This window comes from Micromonospora sp. WMMC264 (assembly GCF_027497275.1).
GTDB lineage: Bacteria > Actinomycetota > Actinomycetes > Mycobacteriales > Micromonosporaceae > Micromonospora > Micromonospora chalcea.
In genome coordinates, this window is the sequence record NZ_CP114907.1 from 6,028,345 (window position 1) to 6,046,634 (window position 18,290).

At 71.2% G+C, this 18,290-nt stretch carries 14 protein-coding genes and 2 tRNA genes; 6 read left to right on the forward strand and 10 right to left on the reverse strand.

What is annotated here, in order from left to right:
• Positions 1-210 precede the first annotated feature (210 nt).
• The 3 genes from O7542_RS26865 (at position 211) to O7542_RS26875 (ending at position 1,753) form a co-directional block, all read left to right on the forward strand.
• A tRNA-Ser gene (locus O7542_RS26865) sits at positions 211-301 on the forward strand.
• A gap of 35 nt (positions 302-336) precedes the next feature.
• A tRNA-Arg gene (locus O7542_RS26870) sits at positions 337-409 on the forward strand.
• 276 nt (positions 410-685) lie between these two features.
• Positions 686-1,753, forward strand: coding sequence for a polysaccharide deacetylase family protein (locus tag O7542_RS26875; RefSeq protein WP_043327788.1), 1,068 nt, complete (start codon positions 686-688; stop codon positions 1,751-1,753).
• A 104-nt stretch (positions 1,754-1,857) separates the two neighbouring features.
• Here the strand turns inward: O7542_RS26875 and O7542_RS26880 are convergent, their stop codons facing one another.
• The 4 genes from O7542_RS26880 to O7542_RS26895 all read right to left on the reverse strand — a co-directional run bounded on the left by O7542_RS26880 (position 1,858) and on the right by O7542_RS26895 (position 4,596).
• Positions 1,858-2,364, reverse strand: a complete 507-nt coding sequence (locus tag O7542_RS26880) for a hypothetical protein (RefSeq protein ID WP_281605376.1) — start codon at positions 2,362-2,364, stop codon at positions 1,858-1,860.
• 496 nt (positions 2,365-2,860) lie between these two features.
• Positions 2,861-3,559 (reverse strand): hypothetical protein, encoded by a 699-nt coding sequence (locus O7542_RS26885; RefSeq protein ID WP_187692637.1) that lies wholly within the window; start codon positions 3,557-3,559, stop codon positions 2,861-2,863.
• Positions 3,552-4,040: a SigE family RNA polymerase sigma factor gene (locus O7542_RS26890; protein ID WP_064448837.1), complete on the reverse strand. Its 489-nt coding sequence runs from the start codon at positions 4,038-4,040 to the stop codon at positions 3,552-3,554. The genes O7542_RS26885 and O7542_RS26890 overlap by 8 nt, the downstream gene beginning before the upstream one ends.
• A gap of 145 nt (positions 4,041-4,185) precedes the next feature.
• Entirely contained in the window at positions 4,186-4,596 is a 411-nt protein-coding gene (locus O7542_RS26895) for a RidA family protein (RefSeq protein WP_064448836.1), read from the reverse strand.
• Between the two features lie 79 nt (positions 4,597-4,675).
• Here O7542_RS26895 and O7542_RS26900 point away from each other — a divergent pair, with 79 nt between their 5' ends.
• A complete protein-coding gene (locus O7542_RS26900) occupies positions 4,676-5,053 on the forward strand; it encodes a helix-turn-helix domain-containing protein (protein WP_187692638.1) in 378 nt (125 codons plus the stop codon).
• Positions 5,054-5,068: 15 nt separating this feature from the next.
• Here the strand turns inward: O7542_RS26900 and O7542_RS26905 are convergent, their stop codons facing one another.
• From O7542_RS26905 to O7542_RS26920, 4 genes are all read right to left on the reverse strand, one after another.
• Complete coding sequence (locus O7542_RS26905; RefSeq protein ID WP_281605377.1) at positions 5,069-6,361, reverse strand: hemolysin family protein; 1,293 nt, start codon at positions 6,359-6,361, stop codon at positions 5,069-5,071.
• An 88-nt stretch (positions 6,362-6,449) separates the two neighbouring features.
• A complete protein-coding gene (locus tag O7542_RS26910) occupies positions 6,450-7,502 on the reverse strand; it encodes a P1 family peptidase (protein ID WP_223201452.1) in 1,053 nt (350 codons plus the stop codon).
• Complete coding sequence (locus O7542_RS26915) at positions 7,499-7,840, reverse strand: DUF1330 domain-containing protein (protein WP_030499352.1); 342 nt, start codon at positions 7,838-7,840, stop codon at positions 7,499-7,501. The genes O7542_RS26910 and O7542_RS26915 overlap by 4 nt, the downstream gene beginning before the upstream one ends.
• Positions 7,841-7,935: 95 nt before the next feature.
• Entirely contained in the window at positions 7,936-8,544 is a 609-nt protein-coding gene (locus tag O7542_RS26920; RefSeq protein WP_281605378.1) for a class I SAM-dependent methyltransferase, read from the reverse strand.
• A gap of 166 nt (positions 8,545-8,710) precedes the next feature.
• Here O7542_RS26920 and O7542_RS26925 point away from each other — a divergent pair, with 166 nt between their 5' ends.
• On the forward strand, positions 8,711-12,181 hold the full coding sequence (locus O7542_RS26925; RefSeq protein ID WP_281605379.1) for an AAA family ATPase: 3,471 nt from the start codon (positions 8,711-8,713) through the stop codon (positions 12,179-12,181).
• A 41-nt stretch (positions 12,182-12,222) separates the two neighbouring features.
• Positions 12,223-13,143, forward strand: coding sequence for an alpha/beta hydrolase (locus tag O7542_RS26930; RefSeq protein WP_064448831.1), 921 nt, complete (start codon positions 12,223-12,225; stop codon positions 13,141-13,143).
• On the opposite strand, the gene fxsT is transcribed toward O7542_RS26930, so the two are convergent.
• Both fxsT and O7542_RS26940 read right to left on the reverse strand, forming a co-directional pair.
• Positions 13,121-17,056, reverse strand: coding sequence for an FxSxx-COOH system tetratricopeptide repeat protein (fxsT, locus tag O7542_RS26935; RefSeq protein WP_281605380.1), 3,936 nt, complete (start codon positions 17,054-17,056; stop codon positions 13,121-13,123). The genes O7542_RS26930 and fxsT overlap by 23 nt on opposite strands.
• On the reverse strand, positions 17,053-18,243 hold the full coding sequence (locus tag O7542_RS26940; RefSeq protein ID WP_064448829.1) for a TIR-like protein FxsC: 1,191 nt from the start codon (positions 18,241-18,243) through the stop codon (positions 17,053-17,055). The genes fxsT and O7542_RS26940 overlap by 4 nt, the downstream gene beginning before the upstream one ends.
• Positions 18,244-18,290 lie beyond the last annotated feature (47 nt).

Here is an 18,290-nt window from a genome sequence, read left to right on the forward strand (position 1 = left end):
GTCGGGGGGAGCGGGTCCGCCGGGCCTTCGCGGCAGGCTCGCGACGGGGCGGATCGCTCGGCGGCTGCTCCTGCATATCGATGGAGCGTAGCCGTGGACGTGATCTGGCACACGACGGAAACGCGGTCGTGAGGGCCGGTCCCGGCATCCGCTTTGCCCCGGGCGGGTGCGGGCCTGTATCCTCGGGCGCGGTGACCTCAGGGTCACCAGGGAGACTTCGCCTAGTCTGGTCTATGGCGCCGCACTGCTAATGCGGTTGGGGTCTTAAAGCCCCTCCCGGGTTCGAATCCCGGAGTCTCCGCGCGAAAGCCGGTTGTGTAGACTGGCCGAGCACAAGCGCCCGTAGCTCAACGGATAGAGCATCTGACTACGGATCAGAAGGTTAGGGGTTCGAGTCCCTTCGGGCGCACAGCAGTTGAGGGGCCGCTTCGGGAAACCGGGGCGGCCCTTTTTCGTGCGCTCCACCGGCGGTCATGCCGCCTCGCGTCGCCCAGCCACCGAGCGATGGCAACTGATGGGTCCGGATGCGCAGCAACTGACTGGGAGCCGATCCTTCCGGAAAACTTCCGGAAAATCATTGACCTGTTCGAAACGCCGCTGCAATACTCCGAACACTGCGACATCAGCATGTGTCGATTGAAGCCATGCGTCGTCGGGTGTCACTCGTCCCAAGGAGGACCTGCGCATGTACGCCAGCATCCGCGGCTCCCGCCGCCCGTCCACTCCCCGAAAATCGCGTCTCACCTTCCGGTTGGCTGTGCTCGCCTCCACTGTGGCGCTGGGCGCCGCCGGTCTCGCTGTCGCTGCCACTCCGTCCAGCGCCGCCACCTGCAACGGGTACGTCGGCCTCACCTTCGACGACGGGCCGACCGGCAGCACCAGCGCGCTGCTGTCCGTGCTGCGCGCGAACGGCGTACGGGCGACCATGTTCAACGTCGGCCAGAACGTGCAGAACAACCAGTCCGCCGCGCGGGCCCAGGTCGACGCGGGCATGTGGGTGGCCAACCACAGTTGGAACCACGCGCACATGACCTCGATGAACCAGAGCCAGATGCAGTCGGACCTCTCCCAGACCAACTCGGCGATCCAGGCGGCGACCGGCGTCCGGCCGCAGTTGTTCCGCCCGCCCTACGGGGAGACGAACTCGACCCTCCAGTCGGTCGCCTCGTCGCTCGGCCTGCGCCAGGTGATCTGGGACGTCGACTCCCAGGACTGGAACGGCGCCAGCGTCAGCCAGATCGTCTCCAACGCCAGCCGTCTTCAGGACGGCCAGGTGATCCTGATGCACGACGGCATTCAGAACACCCGCGACGCGATTCCGCAGATCATGGCCAACCTGACCAGCCGCAACCTCTGCCCGGGCATGATCTCACCGAGCACCGGCCGAGCGGTGGCCCCGGACGGAACTCCGCCGCCGACCACTCCGCCGCCGACCGGCACGCCGACCACTCCGCCGCCGACCACTCCGCCTCCCAGCGGCGGGTGCACAGCGACGGCGACGACCCCCAACGTCTGGGGTGACCGGTACAACACCTCGGTGACGGTTCAGGGGGCCAGCAACTGGACCGTGGTCGTGGCTCTGACCCCGCCGCAGCGGGTCTCCACTACCTGGAACGGCTCCCCCAGTTGGGACAGCACCGGTTACGTGATGACGATGCGGTCCAACGGCAGCGGCAACACCTTCGGCTTCACCACGATGATGAACGGCAACAGCGGCGCCAGACCGCAGATCCGTTCCTGCACCGCGGGCTGATCCCGGTGGCCCACCCAGGTCACCGGAAACGGCTCGGGTGAGCGTGGTCGACCAGGTGCCCCTACGGTCCAGCTGACCCTGGACCGTAGGGGCACGGTTCGCTTCTACGCGAGCGTTTCGGTTCTGATGTGAAGCACCATTCCGACCAGAGCCAGCACGTCCACCGTCAAGAGACCGAGGTGCGCATACCGGTAGCGGCGCACCATCGTGCCGGCTACGGGCGTCGCCGGCGTGTGGTCCAGGAGCGCCGCGATCCTGTTCAAGCGCGTCTGGTACCCGCCCGGACGCACCCGGTGATGGCCACCCACGCTGGGGGTCAGGGCGGCAATCGGAACAGGCGGGTGCCCGGAGACTCGCAGCTCGATGTCGAACCCGTCGAGCCGGACTCCGTCGACCAGTGACCGTGGAACGCTGTATCTGACGAGTGGGTTGCCCACGACGACATGCGTGCGGGTCACCGCCACGAAGGCAGCCGGCCCCGCGAGGTACATGAGCAGTACGCACGTGCCGAGTGGCGTGAGAACCATCAGCAGCAACTGCTGGGTGTCGACGATGCGGGAGGGCGTTACGAGGCCGAAAGCGCCGGCCGCCGTGCACATGACGATCGTCATCAGAGCGAGCGGGTCGTTCCGCCGGATCACGGTCTCAACTCCCCAACAGGTCGTGACCTTGGCAAGGCAGGATCATGATGTACGCGTGGCCTGGCGTGCGCGAGAGGCGCTGCTCCGCCGACGCGGGCGGAGGCCCGGGAGAACAGGTCGGGTCGGCTGGTCTCTCGCCCTCCTTGCCGGCTATGCGCTGTGGAGTTGGGCCGTGTACGGCTGGGCTGATGCCCACGACTACCGCGGATTGCTCGACGGATGGCGTCCCTGGTATCTCGCCGTCGCCGCCGTGACCTACTGGCCACCCGCGTACCTCCTGTGGTGGTGGATCTATCCGAGGGAGGGGCTCGTTCCATGGATGCGCGGATGACGATGGACGCGGAAGTCGCAGGCCTCACCCAAGCGCGCTCGTAGCCGCTCGTACCCGAGCCGGCGACGGCGACGCTGGACGAGCGGAACCGGGCGACGCGGCCGCCGACGAGACTCGGGAGCGGCCCGGGCGGCGCTACGGTACGCGGACGAGTGACGCGTGGGCGGCGCGCCCTTCGGCCGCCTGGTCCGGCTCGATCGAGACGTAGACCTTCTTGGGCCAGGGCGCGCGCACGCTGAGGCTTACGCGCTCCGGCTTGTCACTGCAGGGCACCTGCGCCTCGGCGGCGTCGGGAGGGATGGGGGCCGGATTCCCGGCCTCGTCCGCCCCCGAGGTCGCGGCCCAGAACCGCGTCCGGAGCGTCCCTTCCCCGACGCACAGGACGTCGAGCACGTAGACGCCGGTCTTGTTCTCGTTGTACCCGGTGCCACTGATGCCGCCGCGCCGGGCGGGCTCGGAGCCGATCATGAGGATCGGTCCTTTGCCCTCACGTCTGCGCTGCTTGTTGTCCACGGAGGTGATCCCGAGCGCGGCGGCTGCTGTGGCGGCCATGCGGTCGAGTTGTTCGGCGGGCAGTTCCGACGGGGACGGCGACGGGCTCGGTGCCGCAGGCGGGGTGGCGGATCGCTCGCTGGTGGCCAGGTGGGTCACGGCGAAGCCACCCGCCACCACGATCCCGACGCCGGCGGCGAGGGCGGCGATTCCGGTGCGGCGCCGGTTTCGTACGGTCCGCTGCGCCGCCGCGGTTCCCGGTGGGCGGATGTGTGTCAGAGTCTCCGCGCGCATGAGGGCGAAAGCGTTCCGGGTCTGCTCCTCGGTGATGTCCTCAGGCATGCGACTTCTCCATGTGTTCGGGGCCGAGCCGGGCGGCGAGCGTGGCCCGACCGCGATGCAGCCATGACCTGACGGTGCCTTCGGGCACCCCCTCGCGGTCGGCGATCTCCGCGACCGGCAGGTCGGCGAGATAGCGAAGCACCATTGCCCGCCGCTGCGCGGCGGGCAGCGAGGCCAGGGCCTCGACCAGCGCGACGTGGTCCGGTTCCGGTCCCGCGACGACCGGCTCGCCGCGCTGGCGTCGGTGAAACGCCCGCATCACGCGCAGTCTCCGCCAGCGGCTGGTCGCGAGGTTCCAGGCGACCCGCCGGACCCAGGCGGCGGGGTCGTCGTAGCCGGAGACCTGCCGCCATCGGGCGAGCGCCCGGCAGAACGCCTCCTGAACGACGTCCTGGGCCTCGTGCAGGTCGCCGAAGTAGGCGTACACCTGCACCGTCAGGTCCGCGTAGCTCGCCGCGTAAAAGTCGTCGAAGTCCCTCATCGGCGACTACACGCGCGGCCTGATCGCAACGTTGCGGGTGTCCATCAGATTTCACCGCTCCCTCGACCACGCAGCAACCCGCGGCCGGCGGAAATCCGCCGACCGCGGCCCCGGGTCGCTGTCCGGTGATGCTGCCTGCTCCATCTCACTCCGCGACGGCGGTCGCCTCCAGCTCCACGAGTACGTCGGGCTCGAAGAGGGACTCGACGCCGATCAGCGACGCCGGCGGAAGCGGCTGGGGCAGCCCGAGTTCCTCGGCGACCGACTCGATGCCGGCCATGAACGGCCCGATCTTGTCCGGCGTCCAGCCGGTGACGTAGAAGGTCAGCCGGACCACGTCCTGGAACGAGGCGTCGGCGCCGGCGAGGGCGCGCCCGGTGTTGCGCAGCACCTGCGCGACCTGCCCACCGAGGTCGCCCGGTGCGACAGGGGTGCCGTCGCCCAGTCGCGCGACCTGGCCACTGACGTGGATGTGACGGGCGCCGGTGCCCACCGCCACGTGGTGGTACGGCGTGTGCGGCTGAAGACCGGCAGGGCTGAAGCGGGTGACGGACATCGTGTCTCCTCCATGGGGACCTAGGTGGTTTACCATTGATACCTAGTTGACGAAGGACACTTCAAGGAGACCTGGTTTCATGGGCGATACCGCAGGCGCTCGCGCCGACGAGCTGCGCATCGACGCCCCGCACCGCGAGCTGCTCGATCAGGTGCTGGACAAGTGGTCGCTGAGCGTCCTCAACGAGCTGTGCGAACGCCCTTGTCGCTTCAACGAGCTGCGCCGCGCGATCCCGGCGGTGACACAGAAGTCGCTCACGGCGACGCTGCGACGGCTCGAACGCAACGGCATCGTCGAACGCCACGTGGTGGCGACCCGGCCGGTCGCGGTCGAGTACCGGATCACGCGGCTGGGCAAGACCCTGCGTGCGCCGATCGACGTCCTGCTCGACTGGGCCGACGCGTACCTGCCCCAGATCGAGCAGGCCCGCCGGAGCTTCGACGCCGAGCCAGGCTGACGAGTACGGCCGGAATCAGGAGTCCGGCTCGTCGCGCGTCGGCGTCGTCCGCAGGCGTACCCGGGTGATGGCCCGGCCCGTCACCTCCGCCACCTCGGCGCTCAGGCCGGGCAGCTCGACCGTCTCGCCGGGGGCCTTCGGGATGTGGCCGAGATGCGCCAGGACCAGGCCGGCCACCGTCGTGTAGTCCCCGGCTTCGAGGGTGGCCTCGTCGAGGTCGATGCCCACGTCGACCAGGTCGTGCAGCGGGAACCCGCCGGGCATCAGCAGCGCGCCGTCCGCCTCCCGTACGACGGCCTGCACGTCCCGGTCGGTCTCGTCGTAGATCTCCCCGACGATCTCCTCGACCAGGTCCTCCATCGTGACGATGCCGTCGATGGACCCGCGCTCGTCGACCACGAGCGCGAACTGCTGCCGTTGGGCGCGCAGCTCCCGGATCGCCTCGGTCACCTTCAGCGTCTCCGGCAGGTACACCGCCGGGCTGGCGTAGTCGGCGACCGGCCCTTCCTGGTCGAGCAGGTCCCGCATGTGCACCACGCCGACGGTGTCGTCCAGTCCGCCGCGACCCACGACCGGGGCGCGTGTCTGCCCCGACCTGCCCAGCTCGCGCAGCGCCTGCGGCGCGGACAGATCCGCCGACAACGTGACGACGTCGCGGCGCGGGACGAGGATCTCCCGCAGGATCCGCTCGGCCACCTCGAACGCGCCCGAGATGATCGTGCGGTGCTCCGGGGTGAGGTTGCGCTGCGCGGCGACCATGTCCCGCAACTCCTCGGTGGTGACCTCCTCCCGGCGCGCCCGGGGGTCGCCGCCGGCCAGGCGTACGACGGCGTCGCTCGACCTGCTCAGGAGCCACACCGCCGGGCGGGAGAACGTCGACAGCGCGTCGATCGGGCGGGCCACCAGCAGCGCCCAGCCCTCGGCACGCTGCATCGCGATCCGCTTCGGCGCCAGCTCGCCGAGCACCAGCGTGACGAAGGTCAGGATGATGGTGACGACGACGACCGAGACCGGCTCGGCGGCCGACCCGAGGAATCCCAGCGGGATCACCAGCGGCGCCGCGAGGGACACCGCGGCGGCGGCCGAGGCGAGGAAACCGGCCAGCGTGATGCCGATCTGGATGGTGGCCAGGAAGCGGTTCGGATCCCGCGACAGCTTCGCCAGCACCCGGCCGCCCCGGGAGGTCCGCTCCAGGCGCTGTAGTTGGCTCTCCCGCAGCGACACCAACGCCATCTCGCTGCCCGCGAACACCGCGTTCACCAACACCAACACGAACACGAGCGTGACCTGCACGCCATAGCCGTCCACGGCCAGTTCGACGCCTCCTCGGCCGGACCCTCCGGCAGCGTCAACCGTAGCCACCGCGGCTGGGCGGGGCGGGCCGGGTTGCGAGCAATCAGCGCGTTTCCGCCGGTGATTCCGGAATCAGCCGGCCAGCCGCCGTCAGCCGCTCGAGCACGGCCCGGTGCGGAACCGCGTGACTGGTACGGCCACCCACGCCCGTGGTGGTGACCGCGGTGAACAGCGAGTTCAGCAGCGCCTCCTCGACCGCGTCCAGCACGGCCGCGAACACCGGGTCGATCTCCCCGTCCGGGATCGGCTGCTGATCCGACGTGGTGAACCCGATCGCGTAGTCGCCGCTGGTGCCGCTGAAGGACGCGCCGACCCGGGCCATGGCGAACACCGCCCGGCGGGCGACCCGCCCGAGCTGTCGCGCGTCCAGCGGTACGTCGGTGGCCACCACGATCATGCACGAGTTGCCGGGCGGCTCGGCCCGGTCGGCGGCGGGGACCAGTTCTTCGGCCGGCATCGGCACGCCGAGCACTCTGAGGACGCCGCCGAAGTTGGACTGGACCAGCGCGCCGACAGTCCCCGTACGGCCGGCGGCCCGCACGGTCCGGGACGAGGTGCCGATGCCGCCCTTGAAGCCCAGCGCGGTGGTGCCGGCGCCGGCACCGACGCAGCCCTCGGCGGGCGGCCCGTCGGTCGCCTGAGCGATGGCGGCCAGGACGTGGTCCTCGGTGATCGGGCGGCGGCGGATGTCGGACAGGTGCCCGTCGTTCGTCTCGCCGACCAGGGGGTTGAACGACACCCCGTCCGGCCGGCGCTCCATCAACCAGCCGAGCAGCGCGTCCGCCGCCCGGAACACCGACAGCGTCGCGGTCAGCACGACCGGGGATTCCAGTACGCCGAGTTCGTCCACCTGGGTCGAGCCGACGAGTTTCCCGTGCCCGTTGCCGGAGAACACCGCCGCCGGCAGAGTCCACCGTCCGGGGCCGAGCCCGCTCGGCACGATCGCTGTGACGCCGGTGTGCAGGTCGCCGCCGTCGTCCACGGTGGTGTGCCCCACCAGGACGCCGGGGACGTCGGTGATCGCGTTGTGGCGTCCGGTGGGCAGCGTTCCGACGACGACGCCGAGGTCACGGGCGCGCCGGCCGGTCCGGCTCAGGGCAGCGCCGCCCGGATCGCCTGCACGATGCCGGTCGGTGAGTAGTCGTCGGGGACGCCCTCGACCAGGATGATGTCGCCCTCGATGTGCCGGGAGCGCAGGGGCGCGATCTCCTGGTACGCGGGCGAGTCCCACCACGCGCGCGCCTCGGCGATGCCCGGGAAGCCGAGCATCACGACCGCGCCGGGCCAGGCGCCCTCCTTCACCTCGTGCGGCGTGGCGTGCACGAGGAACCGGCCGCCGTACGGGGCGAGGGTGGCCGGGAGGCGCTCGATGTACTCGGCGATGTCCGGGTGCGGGGCGGCGTCCTGGAGGTGGGCGATCGCGTACGCGGGCATGGTGTCCTTCCGGCCGTCGAACTCCGAACGCCGATCCTGACACAGCGGACGGCAGACGTTCGCGCCCATTTCCCGGCGCCGACGACGGCGCGCGCTCAGGCGCCGGACGCCACGGCCGCGATGGCGGCGTGCGTGCGGTGGGTCTCGTCGTACAGGCGCGTCAGGCGTTCGACCTCGGTGAACCCGGCCTGCCGCAGCCGCGCGGAGAACTCGTCCACCGGCCAGCGGTACGCGGTGGCGACCTTGTGGTCGAAGGCGCTCACCTCGTCACCGACGAAGATGCCGACCACGAGCGGTCCACCGGGCACGATCGCGCGCCGGAACCCGGCCAGCACGCCGTCGAGATCCGGTGGCGGGAGGTGGATCAGCGAGTACCAGGCGAGGATGCCGTCGACGGAGTGGTCCGGGACGGCGAGGTCGTGCAGCGACCCGAGCCGGTACGCGCTGCCCGGATGGGTGGCCCGCGCGTGCGCGACGAACTCGGGAACCATGTCGATCCCGGTGGCGTCGACGCCCAGCGACCGGAGGTGGTCGGTGAGGTGCCCCGGTCCGCACCCGAGGTCGAGCACCGGGCCGGTCCGGCCGGCCAGGTGCCGCCCGATGAGGGCGAGGTCGTCCGGGTGCACCGCGGCGGTGCTGCCGAACAGTTCGATGTAGAGCTCCGCGACCGCCCCGTACGCCTGCCGTACCCGTGTGTCGTCCACCGCTCGACCATAGGGGGCCGACGCCTTGGCCGCATTTAGCAGATGAATGAGATGAATGAATGGAAAAGTCGTCGCAAAGCAGCCGCCCGGTGCGGAATCGATAGCTTTCCGTCACTGAAGTTTCTATCCTTGAAGAATCCCGATCGCCAGCAGCGGAAGGGGCGGCATGCCGCGCCGTTCGAGCCTCAGCTATCGAGATGCGTTGAAGCTGCTGGCCCCGGGCAGCACGCGCATCACCGAGACCGACAAGGTCGTCAGCGCGGGGATCCTCGGCGCCGGGGCGCTCACCCAGGGCGCGGCGCTCGCACTGCTCGGCCCGAAGAACGCGCTCATGCAACTCGTCCGGGACGCCACCGGAAACCAGGCCGGCCGCATCCGCACGACCGGCGGAAAATCGTATTACAAGCTGCTGGAGGCCAGCCATACCGTGCTGGCGCTCTCCGCGTTCTTCGACGGTTTCCGGGACGAGGTCGGGCCGGGTTTCGACCGGCTGGAGCTGACCGACGAGGAAAAGGTGGGCATGGTGGCGGCCGACCGTCGCCAGCACACGCTGCCGAAGGAGATCGACGGCGGATACTTCCCGCTGCCGTCCTCGGTCCACGGCATGGACGACACCCGGCGCGACGTCGAGGCCGCCTACGTCAAGCTGTACGACGCCACCATCGCGTTCTGCGAGGGCCTCGCCGCATGGCCGTCGGTGCGGCGCGGGCTCGACCTCACGTCGCTGCGGTCCCGGGTGGTGGGCCGCGCCATGTGGCACTACGAGGACCGTTTCGACCGGCTCGCCGCGGACCTCCCCGAGTTCGGGTTCCGGATGCTCCGGCAGGCGATCGAGCACAACCTGATCGACAACCGGAACCTGACCACCGAGGTCTCGGCCCGGCTGGACGCGCTGGCGCAGCTGTACCGCAATCTCGCCGAGCTGTCCGGCCCGGCCCCGGCCGACCGCCCCGACCTGCTCCGGGAGTCACTCGACCGGCTCACCGGCTCGCTGGCCGCGGTGTTCCGGCAGCCGCTGCTGCGGATCAAGGACGTCGACTTCCACCTGCGTCTGCCCACGGTGGAGGAGGGGTTCATCAGCCCGGACTTCCGGGCCGCCGAGTACGGCAAGCACACGTCCCCGGAGCGGGATGCCTGGTGGGACGACCAGCCGCGCCGGGGCGACCTGGTCGGTTTCCTCTCCGAATACCTGACCGATCCGGCGAGCCTGCACCGTCCGCTGCTGCTCCTCGGTCAGCCGGGCGCCGGCAAGACGTTGCTGACCCGGGTCATCGCGGCCCGGCTGCCGGCGAGCCGGTTCACCGCGATAGTGGTGCCGCTGCGCCGGATGTCCGGGGACTCGTCGCCGACCGAGCAGATCGAAGCAGCGATCGAGCAGGTGATGGACGAGCGCATCCGCTGGGCGGACCTGCGCCGGGCCACCGAGCACACCACGGTTGTGGTGATCTTCGACGGGTTCGACGAACTCGTCCAGGTCACCGGCACCGCCCACTCCCAGTACATCGACCGGGTGGCCGAGTTCCAGGAGACCCAGTGGGACCTGGGCTACTCCGTCATCCCGATCATCACGTCCCGGATGCTGGTGATGGACCGCGCCAGCGTGCCGCAGGGCACCGCGCTGGTGCGGCTGGAAGACCTGACCGACGCCCAGGTGACGGCCTGGTTGGCCGCCGTCAACGCGGCAAACGAGGACCGGCCCGGCTACCGCCGGCTCTCCGCCCGCGAGCTGCTGTGGCACGGCGAGCTGGCCCGCCAGCCCTTGCTGCTCACACTGCTCGCCATCTACTACAACGAGCACTGGGCCGACCGCCGTCCCGGTGCCATGTCATCGTCCGACCTGTTCACCGGCCTGCTCACCGCGTTCATCAGACGGCAGGTGAGCGAGAAGGCGCCGACCGCCCTCCCGACGCACGAGCGGGAGGCCCGCGAACACCAACTGCGGCGCGATCTCGCGATCACCGCGTTCGCCATGTTCAACCGCAACCGGGAACTGGTGAACCGGGCCGCGCTCCGCGCCGACCTCGACTGTTTCGGGCCCGGGGCCGGCGACGGCTCCCGATTCGAACTCGGCGACGTGCTCGGCCCGGAGCAACTGGTCACCGCCGCCTTCTTCGTCGTGTACGGCCCGGACGACGTGCAGGGCGAGGACGCCCGGCGCACGTACGAGTTCCTGCACACCACCATCGGCGACTTCCTGATCGCCGAGTACGTCATCGGGGCGCTGCGGAGTCTGGCCGAGCTGCGGCGGCGCACCCTCAGCCCGGCCGGGTTCGGCTATCAGCTGGACACCGGTCAGTTCCGGGCGCTTCTCTCGCACCAGCCCCTGGTCAAGCGGGAGGCGGTGGTGGGCTTCGCGCGGGAACTCGCCTTCCGGCACCCACGGGACCGGGACGCGATCGTGGAGACGGTCGCCGGACTGCTGGCCGAGGCCCGGCAGCGGACCAACCTGGCCGGTGTGGACGGCTACCGGCCCGCGCCGTACGACCCGGTGCGGTTGCTCGCCGCGTACACCGCGAACCTGGTCGCGCTGGCCGCGCTCGTGTCACCGGACGGGGTGCGCCACAGCGACCTGATGGACGACGAGACCTGGGTGTCCACGGTGCGGCTGTGGCGGGCGGGCCTGGACGAGAAGGGCCAGCTCGCGATGATCAGTTGGCTGCGCCGGGACGCCGACGGCCGGATCGTCGCCGGGCTGCGGCGGGAACGGCGGGGGGAGAAGGTGAACGTGGCGGCCGAGGAGGCCCGGCTGCTCGGCGACGTTACCACCTACGGCCAGTTGCAGGCCGGCGCGCGGACGTGGCGCGGCCAGGCGCCGACCAGCTTCGAGGCGGGCCGGTTCCACGCCGACCTGGTGGAGCTGGCCACCCGCCGCTGGCCGGTGCCGTCACTGCACCAGCTGATCCTGTACGACGAGCGCAGCTACCGGCGACTGTGGGCGCGTGCCGTCGAGTTCCCGGAGGCGGTGTCCAGCACGAGCGCCACGGTCCTGCTGGAATGCCTCGCCGAGGACGGCGCGCAGTTGCCACGCGAGGTGGTGTGCGGGCTGACCCGGGTGGCGCTGAGCCGCTTGCCCAGCTCACCGACAGCGCCGCCGGAGCTGATCATCTCGTGTCCGTACCTGATCGACGAGTTCCCCGAGCTGGTCGACTCGCTCGGCACGACCGACGACCACGCGGTCCTGCACGCGCTCATCCTGCGGCACGGGCTCGACCGACTGCCGCAGCGGTACGTGGCCCGGGTGCGGGAGGTACTCACCGACATCGAGGGGCGGCTCGCGGAGCTGCCGCTGGAGGACGGCGTGGTCTCGGCCGAGATGGCCGAGCAGTTCGCGGCCGCGCGGGTCGACAACCGCACCGCGCTGTGGCTGCTCATGGCGTTGACCGAGTACGGCGACCTGGCCTGGCGGAAGATACCGCCCCGGACGATGGCCGAGCTGCTGGCGCACCGGCTGCCGGACGAGTTCCTCGACGAGGCGAGCCTGTGCCGGCTGCTCGTGGACTACCTGCGGGCGCACGACCGGGCGCCGGCCGAGGTCTCGCTGGTGTCCGCCCTCGACACGCTGCGCGTCCTCGCAGCGACCGACCCCACCGACCAGCCCAACCAGCCCGACCAGGTCCCGGCCGCCGAGGCGGTCTGACCACGCCACCCGTACCGCCACCACCCGTTCGGAGGCCCCGATTGGCACACTCGCCCCGGCATCGAGAGCACATCGTCCGAACAGGAAGGAGGGATCTGGCGGTCGACATCGCCGGGGCGGAACGCGGCTGGCCCGTGTTCCTGATGCACGGCACACCCGGCAGCCGGAACGGTCCACGACCACGCTCGATCGTGCTCCACCGCCTCGGCGTACGCCTGATCTCCTACGACCGGCCGGGTTATGGCGGTTCCAGCCGGCTGCCCGGCCGCCGGGTCGCGGACGCCGCCGCCGACGTCGCGGCCATCGCCGACGACCTGGGCCTGGACGGGTTCTCGGTGGTCGGCCGGTCCGGCGGCGGCCCGCACGCCCTGGCCTGCGCCGCGCTGCTGCCGGAGCGGGTACGGCGTACCGCCGTCCTGGTCGGTCTCGCCCCGGCGGGGGCGGCCGGGCTGGACTGGTTCGGCGGCATGACCGACGCCAACGTCCGTGACTACGGTGCCGCCGAGCGCGCCGTGCCGGTGCTCGCCGAGCAGTTGCGGCTGCGGGCCGAGCGCACGATGGACGATCCGGGCTCGCTGCTCGCGCTGCTGGTCGAGCAGATGACCGAGGCCGACCGCCGGGTGGTGGCCGGGGTGCCGATCCGCCGACAGCTCACCGACGCCTACGCCGAGGCGCTGCGCCAGGGGCCGGACGGCTGGATCGACGACGTGCTGGCGCTGCGCGCCGACTGGGGCGTCACGCTGGCCGAGATCCGGATGCCGGTCCGGCTCTGGCACGGCGCCGACGACAACTTCGCCCCGGCCAGCCACACCCGGTGGCTGGCCGAGCAGATCCCCGGCGCGCAACTGCACGTGCAGCCGCGCAGCGCGCACTTCGGCGCGGTCGAGGTGCTGCCGGAGATCCTCGCCTGGCTGGCCGACCCGGTGGAGCGGGCCACCGTCAGATCGGATGCGGGTCGATGATGCGCCGCTGCAACCGGCTCTCCCGGACGGCCTCGACGGCCGGGTGGTTCTCGCCCAGCCGGTAGGTCAGCTCACGGGTGACCGCCTCCAGCTCCGCGCGCCGGCCGCTCTCCACCCGCTCCTGCATCACCACCAGGTTCGCCTGGCAGCGCAGCGTGTTCGTGTGGTCGCGGCCGAGGATCCGGACCAACCCGTCGTACGCGCGCCGCAGCAGGCTCAGCGCCTCCACGTCGGCGGCCTCCCGACCTTCCGGCGGGTCGGGCTGTTCGGCGATGCAGATGCCCTGGTTCATCCAGCCGGAGAGCGGGTACGGGTGCCCGCTGCCCAGCACGCCGGCGAGCGCGTCGGCGGACCGGCCGGCGAGCTGCCGGGCCTCGGCGAAGTCCCCGGCGCGGCGGGCCACCATGGCGAGGTTGACCATGCAGACCAGCGTCAGCGGGTGCGCCGGGCCGAGGTTGCGCTGGTAGATGCGGTGCACCTCGGTCAGTTCCCGGCTGGCGCGCTGGAACAGGTCGACGGTGAGCAGGTTGATCGACAGGCTCAGCCGGCAGGTGAGCGTCTCCGGGTTGTCCGGCCCGAACCGCTCGTTCAGCAGCTCGTAGGCGGCTTCGAGGAGCTTGCCCGCCTCGACCGCGTGCCCGGCCGCGCGCAGCGACACCGCCAGGTTCGTCTGCGTCCGCAGGGTGATCAGGTGTTCGGCTCCGGCCGTGTTCAGCAGTTCCCGGTGGACGCTGCGCAGGCGGGTGACCGACTGCTCGAAGTCGCCGGCGTCGCGCATGTCGATGCCGACGTACGCGGAGGAGGCGAGCGTGTCCGGGTGGTTCTCCCCGAGGATCGCGCGGCGCCCGGCCAGCACCATCTCGTCGTTCTTGCGGGCCTCCCGGAAGTCGCCCATCAGGCGCTGGGTGCTGGCGAGGTTGTTGAGCGCGGCGAGCGTACGCGGGTGCTCCTCGGTGAAGTTCCGCTTCCACGCGTTGAACGTGATCTCGTCGAGGCGCAGCGCCTCGTTGTACATGCCCATGCCGCGCAGGTCGCGGGCGAGCCCGCCTGCGGTCATCAGCGTGTGCGGGTGGTCCTCGCCGAGCAGTTCCCGTTGGGCTGCCAGCACCTCCTCGTCCAGCGCCCGGGACTCGGTGAACTGGCCGAGGAAGGCGAGGATGTTGGCGAGGTTGAACTGGAGGTGCAGCAACTGCCGGCGCAGGTCGTCGCGAGCCCGCGGGTCGGTCTCCTCGGCGAGCATCTGCTCCCAGGTCTGCGCGACCTCCTGCCCGAGCCGCCGGCCGGTCTCCAGGTCGCCGCGCAACTGCAGGTAGCGGACCCGGTCGATCATCAGCGCCCGCACCTCAACCTTGCTGCTCAGCGGCGCCTTGGACGCCTCCAGGTGCGGCCAGATGACCCGGAACCGCGGCCACCCGTCGGGGTCGTCGACCTCGCCCTCGGGCCGGGCGGCGGCGAGCACGAGGTGGACCTGCCGGCGGGCCTCGTCGAGTTCCGCCTCCGTCATCCGGGACCGGACGGCGTGCTGGAGCAGGCGGTGCATGAGCACCAGGCCGCCCCGGCCCCGCTCGCCGCCCGCCGGGTTCTCGGCGCGCAGGTCGACGCGCACCAGGGCGAGCCGGTTGGCCTGCTGCACCAGTTGCTGGCGGACCAGCCGTTCCTTGGCCTGCGGGTGGAACGGCACCAGCGCTTCGGCGAACTCGTCGCTGTAGACCAGGTCGGCGGAGATCTCCGGGGCGAACACCGAGCAGAGTTGCAGCACCCGGTAGGCCGCCGGGTTGCGGGTGCGCAGGTGGTTGAGCGACAGCTCCCAGGTGGCCTCCACCGAGACGTTGCTGTTCGGCTCCATCACCGCGCCCGGACCGAACTTGGCGATCTCGGTGAGGTAGCTGTCGACGGAGTGGCCGGTGTCGGCGAGCCAGGCCGCGGCGGCGGTGACAGCGATCGGCAGGTCGCCGAGCAGGGCGGCGATCCGGTCGGCCTGGTCGACGCGCATGTTCGGCACCCGCTCGGTGAGGTGCTGGATGCTCTCCGCGCGCTTGAACACGTCGACCTGGACGGTGGTGGCCCGCTCGACCCACTGGAGGTTCCGGGACGTGATCAGGACGTGGCCCGTGCCGTCCGGCACGTACGGCAGCACGCCCTCGATCTCGTCCGCGTTGTCCATGATCAGCAACCAGCGCAGGTCGGTGCGGCGCAGCGCCTGGAGCACCAGCCGGGCGTTCTCCCGGTTCGATTCCGACGACGGCACGCCCAGGTAGGGCGCGAGGTCACCGATGGCCGACTCGATGAACGGCACCTGGTCGGCGTCGATCCACCACACCATGTCGTACGCGGCGCGGTAACGGTGGGCGTACTCCAGCGCGAGCTGGCTCTTGCCGATGCCGCCCATGCCCTGCAACGCCACCGGCCCGGTGCCGGAGAGCACCACCTTCGGGCTGCTGCGCAGCAGCGTCCGCAGCTCGCGCAGGTCCGCCTCGCGGCCGGTGAAGCGCTTGTTGCGGCCCGGCACCTCGAACACGGTGTTGTCCCGGCCGGGGAACCGGGGACCGGTGGGCAGCTCCAGGTCGGCCGGCACCCCCTCGCGGCCGACCAGGCGCAGGATCCGCGCGGCGGCGGTCCGCGCCTCCAGGCCGGCCACCGAGACGGTGTGCGCCGCGGGCACGTTCGCCAGGCGCCGTACGTCCGCCACGTAGACGACGAGCGGCACCTGGTCGGGCGAGCGGTCCGGCGCGGCGAGCACCGCCTCCTCGTTGGCGTTGGACTCGGAGACGATGATCAGCTCCCGGGCGGTCCGGGGCACCTCGTCGTCGGTGAACCACGGGTCGGTCACCCGGACGTCGGCCGAGACCAGCAGGTGGCCGATCCACTCCGCCCACACCCGGTCGTACGGGGCGTGCCGGAGCACGATCTCGCTCTCCACCGACGTGGAGGTACGGGTGAACCGGGCGTTCACCCGCTCGCGTACCGCGCTGCTCATCGGCGGCAGCGACTCCACCTCGCCCCGGGTGATCTCGCGGGCCAGCACCTCGTACGCGGACAGCAGCGACCCGTTGACTCCGGGCTGGTCGGCGAACGTGGCGAGCAGCTCCTCGTACGCATAGAACGCCTGGTAGGGCACCTGCATCCGGGCCCAGTACCGGTCCCGGTCGGCCTCGCTCATCCCGCTCGGCAGCCCGCTGAAGCGCTGCCGCGCCACCGCACGCCCGGTGTCCGCCTTGACCTTCTCCGCCGGGTCGATCCGCATCGGCACGGGCAGCACCCGGATCCGCCGCGACCCGTAGCGGTGCTCGACCAGCCGCGCCACCTTCGCCGCGCCGGTGATGCCCTGCTCGCTGAGGGTGAAGCAGGTGACCAGCACGTCCGGCAGTTGGATGGTGCAGATGTCGGCGACGTCGGAGAACCCGGTACGGCTGTCGATGAGCACGTAGTCGTAGTTGCGTTTCATGTCGGCGCGCAGCGCGTCGAAGAAGTAGCCGCCGCCCTGCCGCTCGTAGAACTCGTCCCAGTTCATCCCGGCGAGCGCGCCCGCGTAGTCGTTGTTCTGCTGGCCGGCGCCGAGGAAGTCCAGCGTCCCGTCCCCGGGGAAGTTGGACCAGTTCAGCGAGAACGAATACTTGTGCACGCGGGCGTACTGCTCGTGCCAGCGGTCGTCGCCCTTGTCCTGCTTGGTGGTGGTCGCCCACTCGTACTCGCGGATCAGGTCGATCACCCCGCCGGTGCTCTCCAGCGCGTCCCGGTCGATGAACGGCGCGAAGAAGCGCGACAGGCCGGGGGACTCCAGGTCCCAGTCGACGGCGAGCACCCGCTTGCCGTTGGCGGCGAGGATCCAGGCGACGTTGGCCAGCGCCATCGTCCGGCCGGTGCCGCCCTTGTAGGAGTAGAAGGTGACGACCTGTCCCTCGCGTCGGGTCATGTGTCCACTCCCTCGTCGGGCGGCGGGTTCTCCCAGAGCCGGGGTTTGCTGATCGGCCGTCCTGGCGGCGGGTAGGCCGGTCTCGCCTCCAGGTAGCGGCGGCGCATCCGGTCGACCAGGCCGTGGATCCCGGCCCGCCAGTCGTCGTACGTGGTGATCGCCAGGGGGCGTGCCGCGGCCGGGAAGATCGCGATGGCCCGGTCGAGCAGCACCGTCGCCTGGGAGCGACGGCCGGGTGCCGGGTCCTCGATGATGACCACGACGCCCACCCAGCGGTGCAGCGAGGCGGCGGCCGCGCGGACGGCCTCCGCACCGTCCGGCGTCTCGACCACCCGAGGATCGATCATGAGTACGCCCGGGCAGCCCCGGAACAGCCCGGCATCGGGTACGAAGTCGCGGACGTCGATCGGCATCCGCAGCCGCTGCACCGCGTCGGTCACGTCGTCGACCACGGGAGGCCGGCCGTGGAACGGGCGCCACCGGCCGGCGTGCGTGTCGGACCGTCCGTTGAGCCGGCCCGGCTCGTGCGGTTGCTCGGGCGCGATCACCACCGCCCGGAACGGCACCTCGCTGGTCGGCGACGACGGCAGGTCGGTCGGGCCGGTCGGCGGCTCGGCCGCCTGCAGCGGGGTCTGCTCGGCGGTGTCGACGATGTGCTGCGCGAGCCGGCCCAGCACCTCCTTGTAGGCGTGCTGGAACTTCTGCAGCCGGCAGAGCGCGCTCATCCCGTTGGCGGCGTACGCGTCCACGTCGGCGGCCATCGCCACCGCGCGGGCCTGGTCCGGCGCGTGCACGGCGGCGGGCGACGGGATCCACAGGACCGGCAGGATGTTGTCGCCGTCGGGCGGGCGGCCGGCCCGGATCAGCCGTTGCCGGAACCACTCCCGTTCCCGGCGCGAGTCGTCCCGGTTGAGATAGTCCGGCGAGTACAGCGGCACGAACACCTCGGCCTCGGCGAGCGCGGTGCGTTTTCGTTCCGTCCGGTCCTCCGGCGGCCGCACGATGAAGTCGGCGAAACCCTGCCGGCGTAACCGGTCGCCGGGCCGGCCGTCGATGGCCAGGTTGAGATCGTGGTAGAAGCGGCGGACCCAGTGGTCGCCCGGGGTGCGGTCGTTGTGCGTCGGCGGGGGGACGTAGCTGAGGAAGAAATAGGGCGGGCCCGGCAGCGCGGGCCGCTCAGAGGTCACGGCGACACGACCGTTCCACGGGTAGTGCGCCTGACCCCCAACCGTCA

Bases quoted from the DNA above. Each gene is read 5' to 3' on its own strand.
- O7542_RS26880 (WP_281605376.1), bottom strand. From the start codon at position 2,364: ATGACGATCGTCATGTGCACGGCGGCCGGCGCTTTCGGCCTCGTAACG.
- O7542_RS26900 (WP_187692638.1), top strand. From the start codon at position 4,676: ATGGGCGATACCGCAGGCGCTCGCGCCGACGAGCTGCGCATCGACGCC.
- O7542_RS26895 (WP_064448836.1), bottom strand. From the start codon at position 4,596: ATGTCCGTCACCCGCTTCAGCCCTGCCGGTCTTCAGCCGCACACGCCG.
- O7542_RS26885 (WP_187692637.1), bottom strand. From the start codon at position 3,559: ATGCCTGAGGACATCACCGAGGAGCAGACCCGGAACGCTTTCGCCCTC.
- fxsT (WP_281605380.1), bottom strand. From the start codon at position 17,056: ATGACCCGACGCGAGGGACAGGTCGTCACCTTCTACTCCTACAAGGGC.
- O7542_RS26890 (WP_064448837.1), bottom strand. From the start codon at position 4,040: ATGAGGGACTTCGACGACTTTTACGCGGCGAGCTACGCGGACCTGACG.
- O7542_RS26875 (WP_043327788.1), top strand. From the start codon at position 686: ATGTACGCCAGCATCCGCGGCTCCCGCCGCCCGTCCACTCCCCGAAAA.
- O7542_RS26915 (WP_030499352.1), bottom strand. From the start codon at position 7,840: ATGCCCGCGTACGCGATCGCCCACCTCCAGGACGCCGCCCCGCACCCG.
- O7542_RS26925 (WP_281605379.1), top strand. From the start codon at position 8,711: ATGCCGCGCCGTTCGAGCCTCAGCTATCGAGATGCGTTGAAGCTGCTG.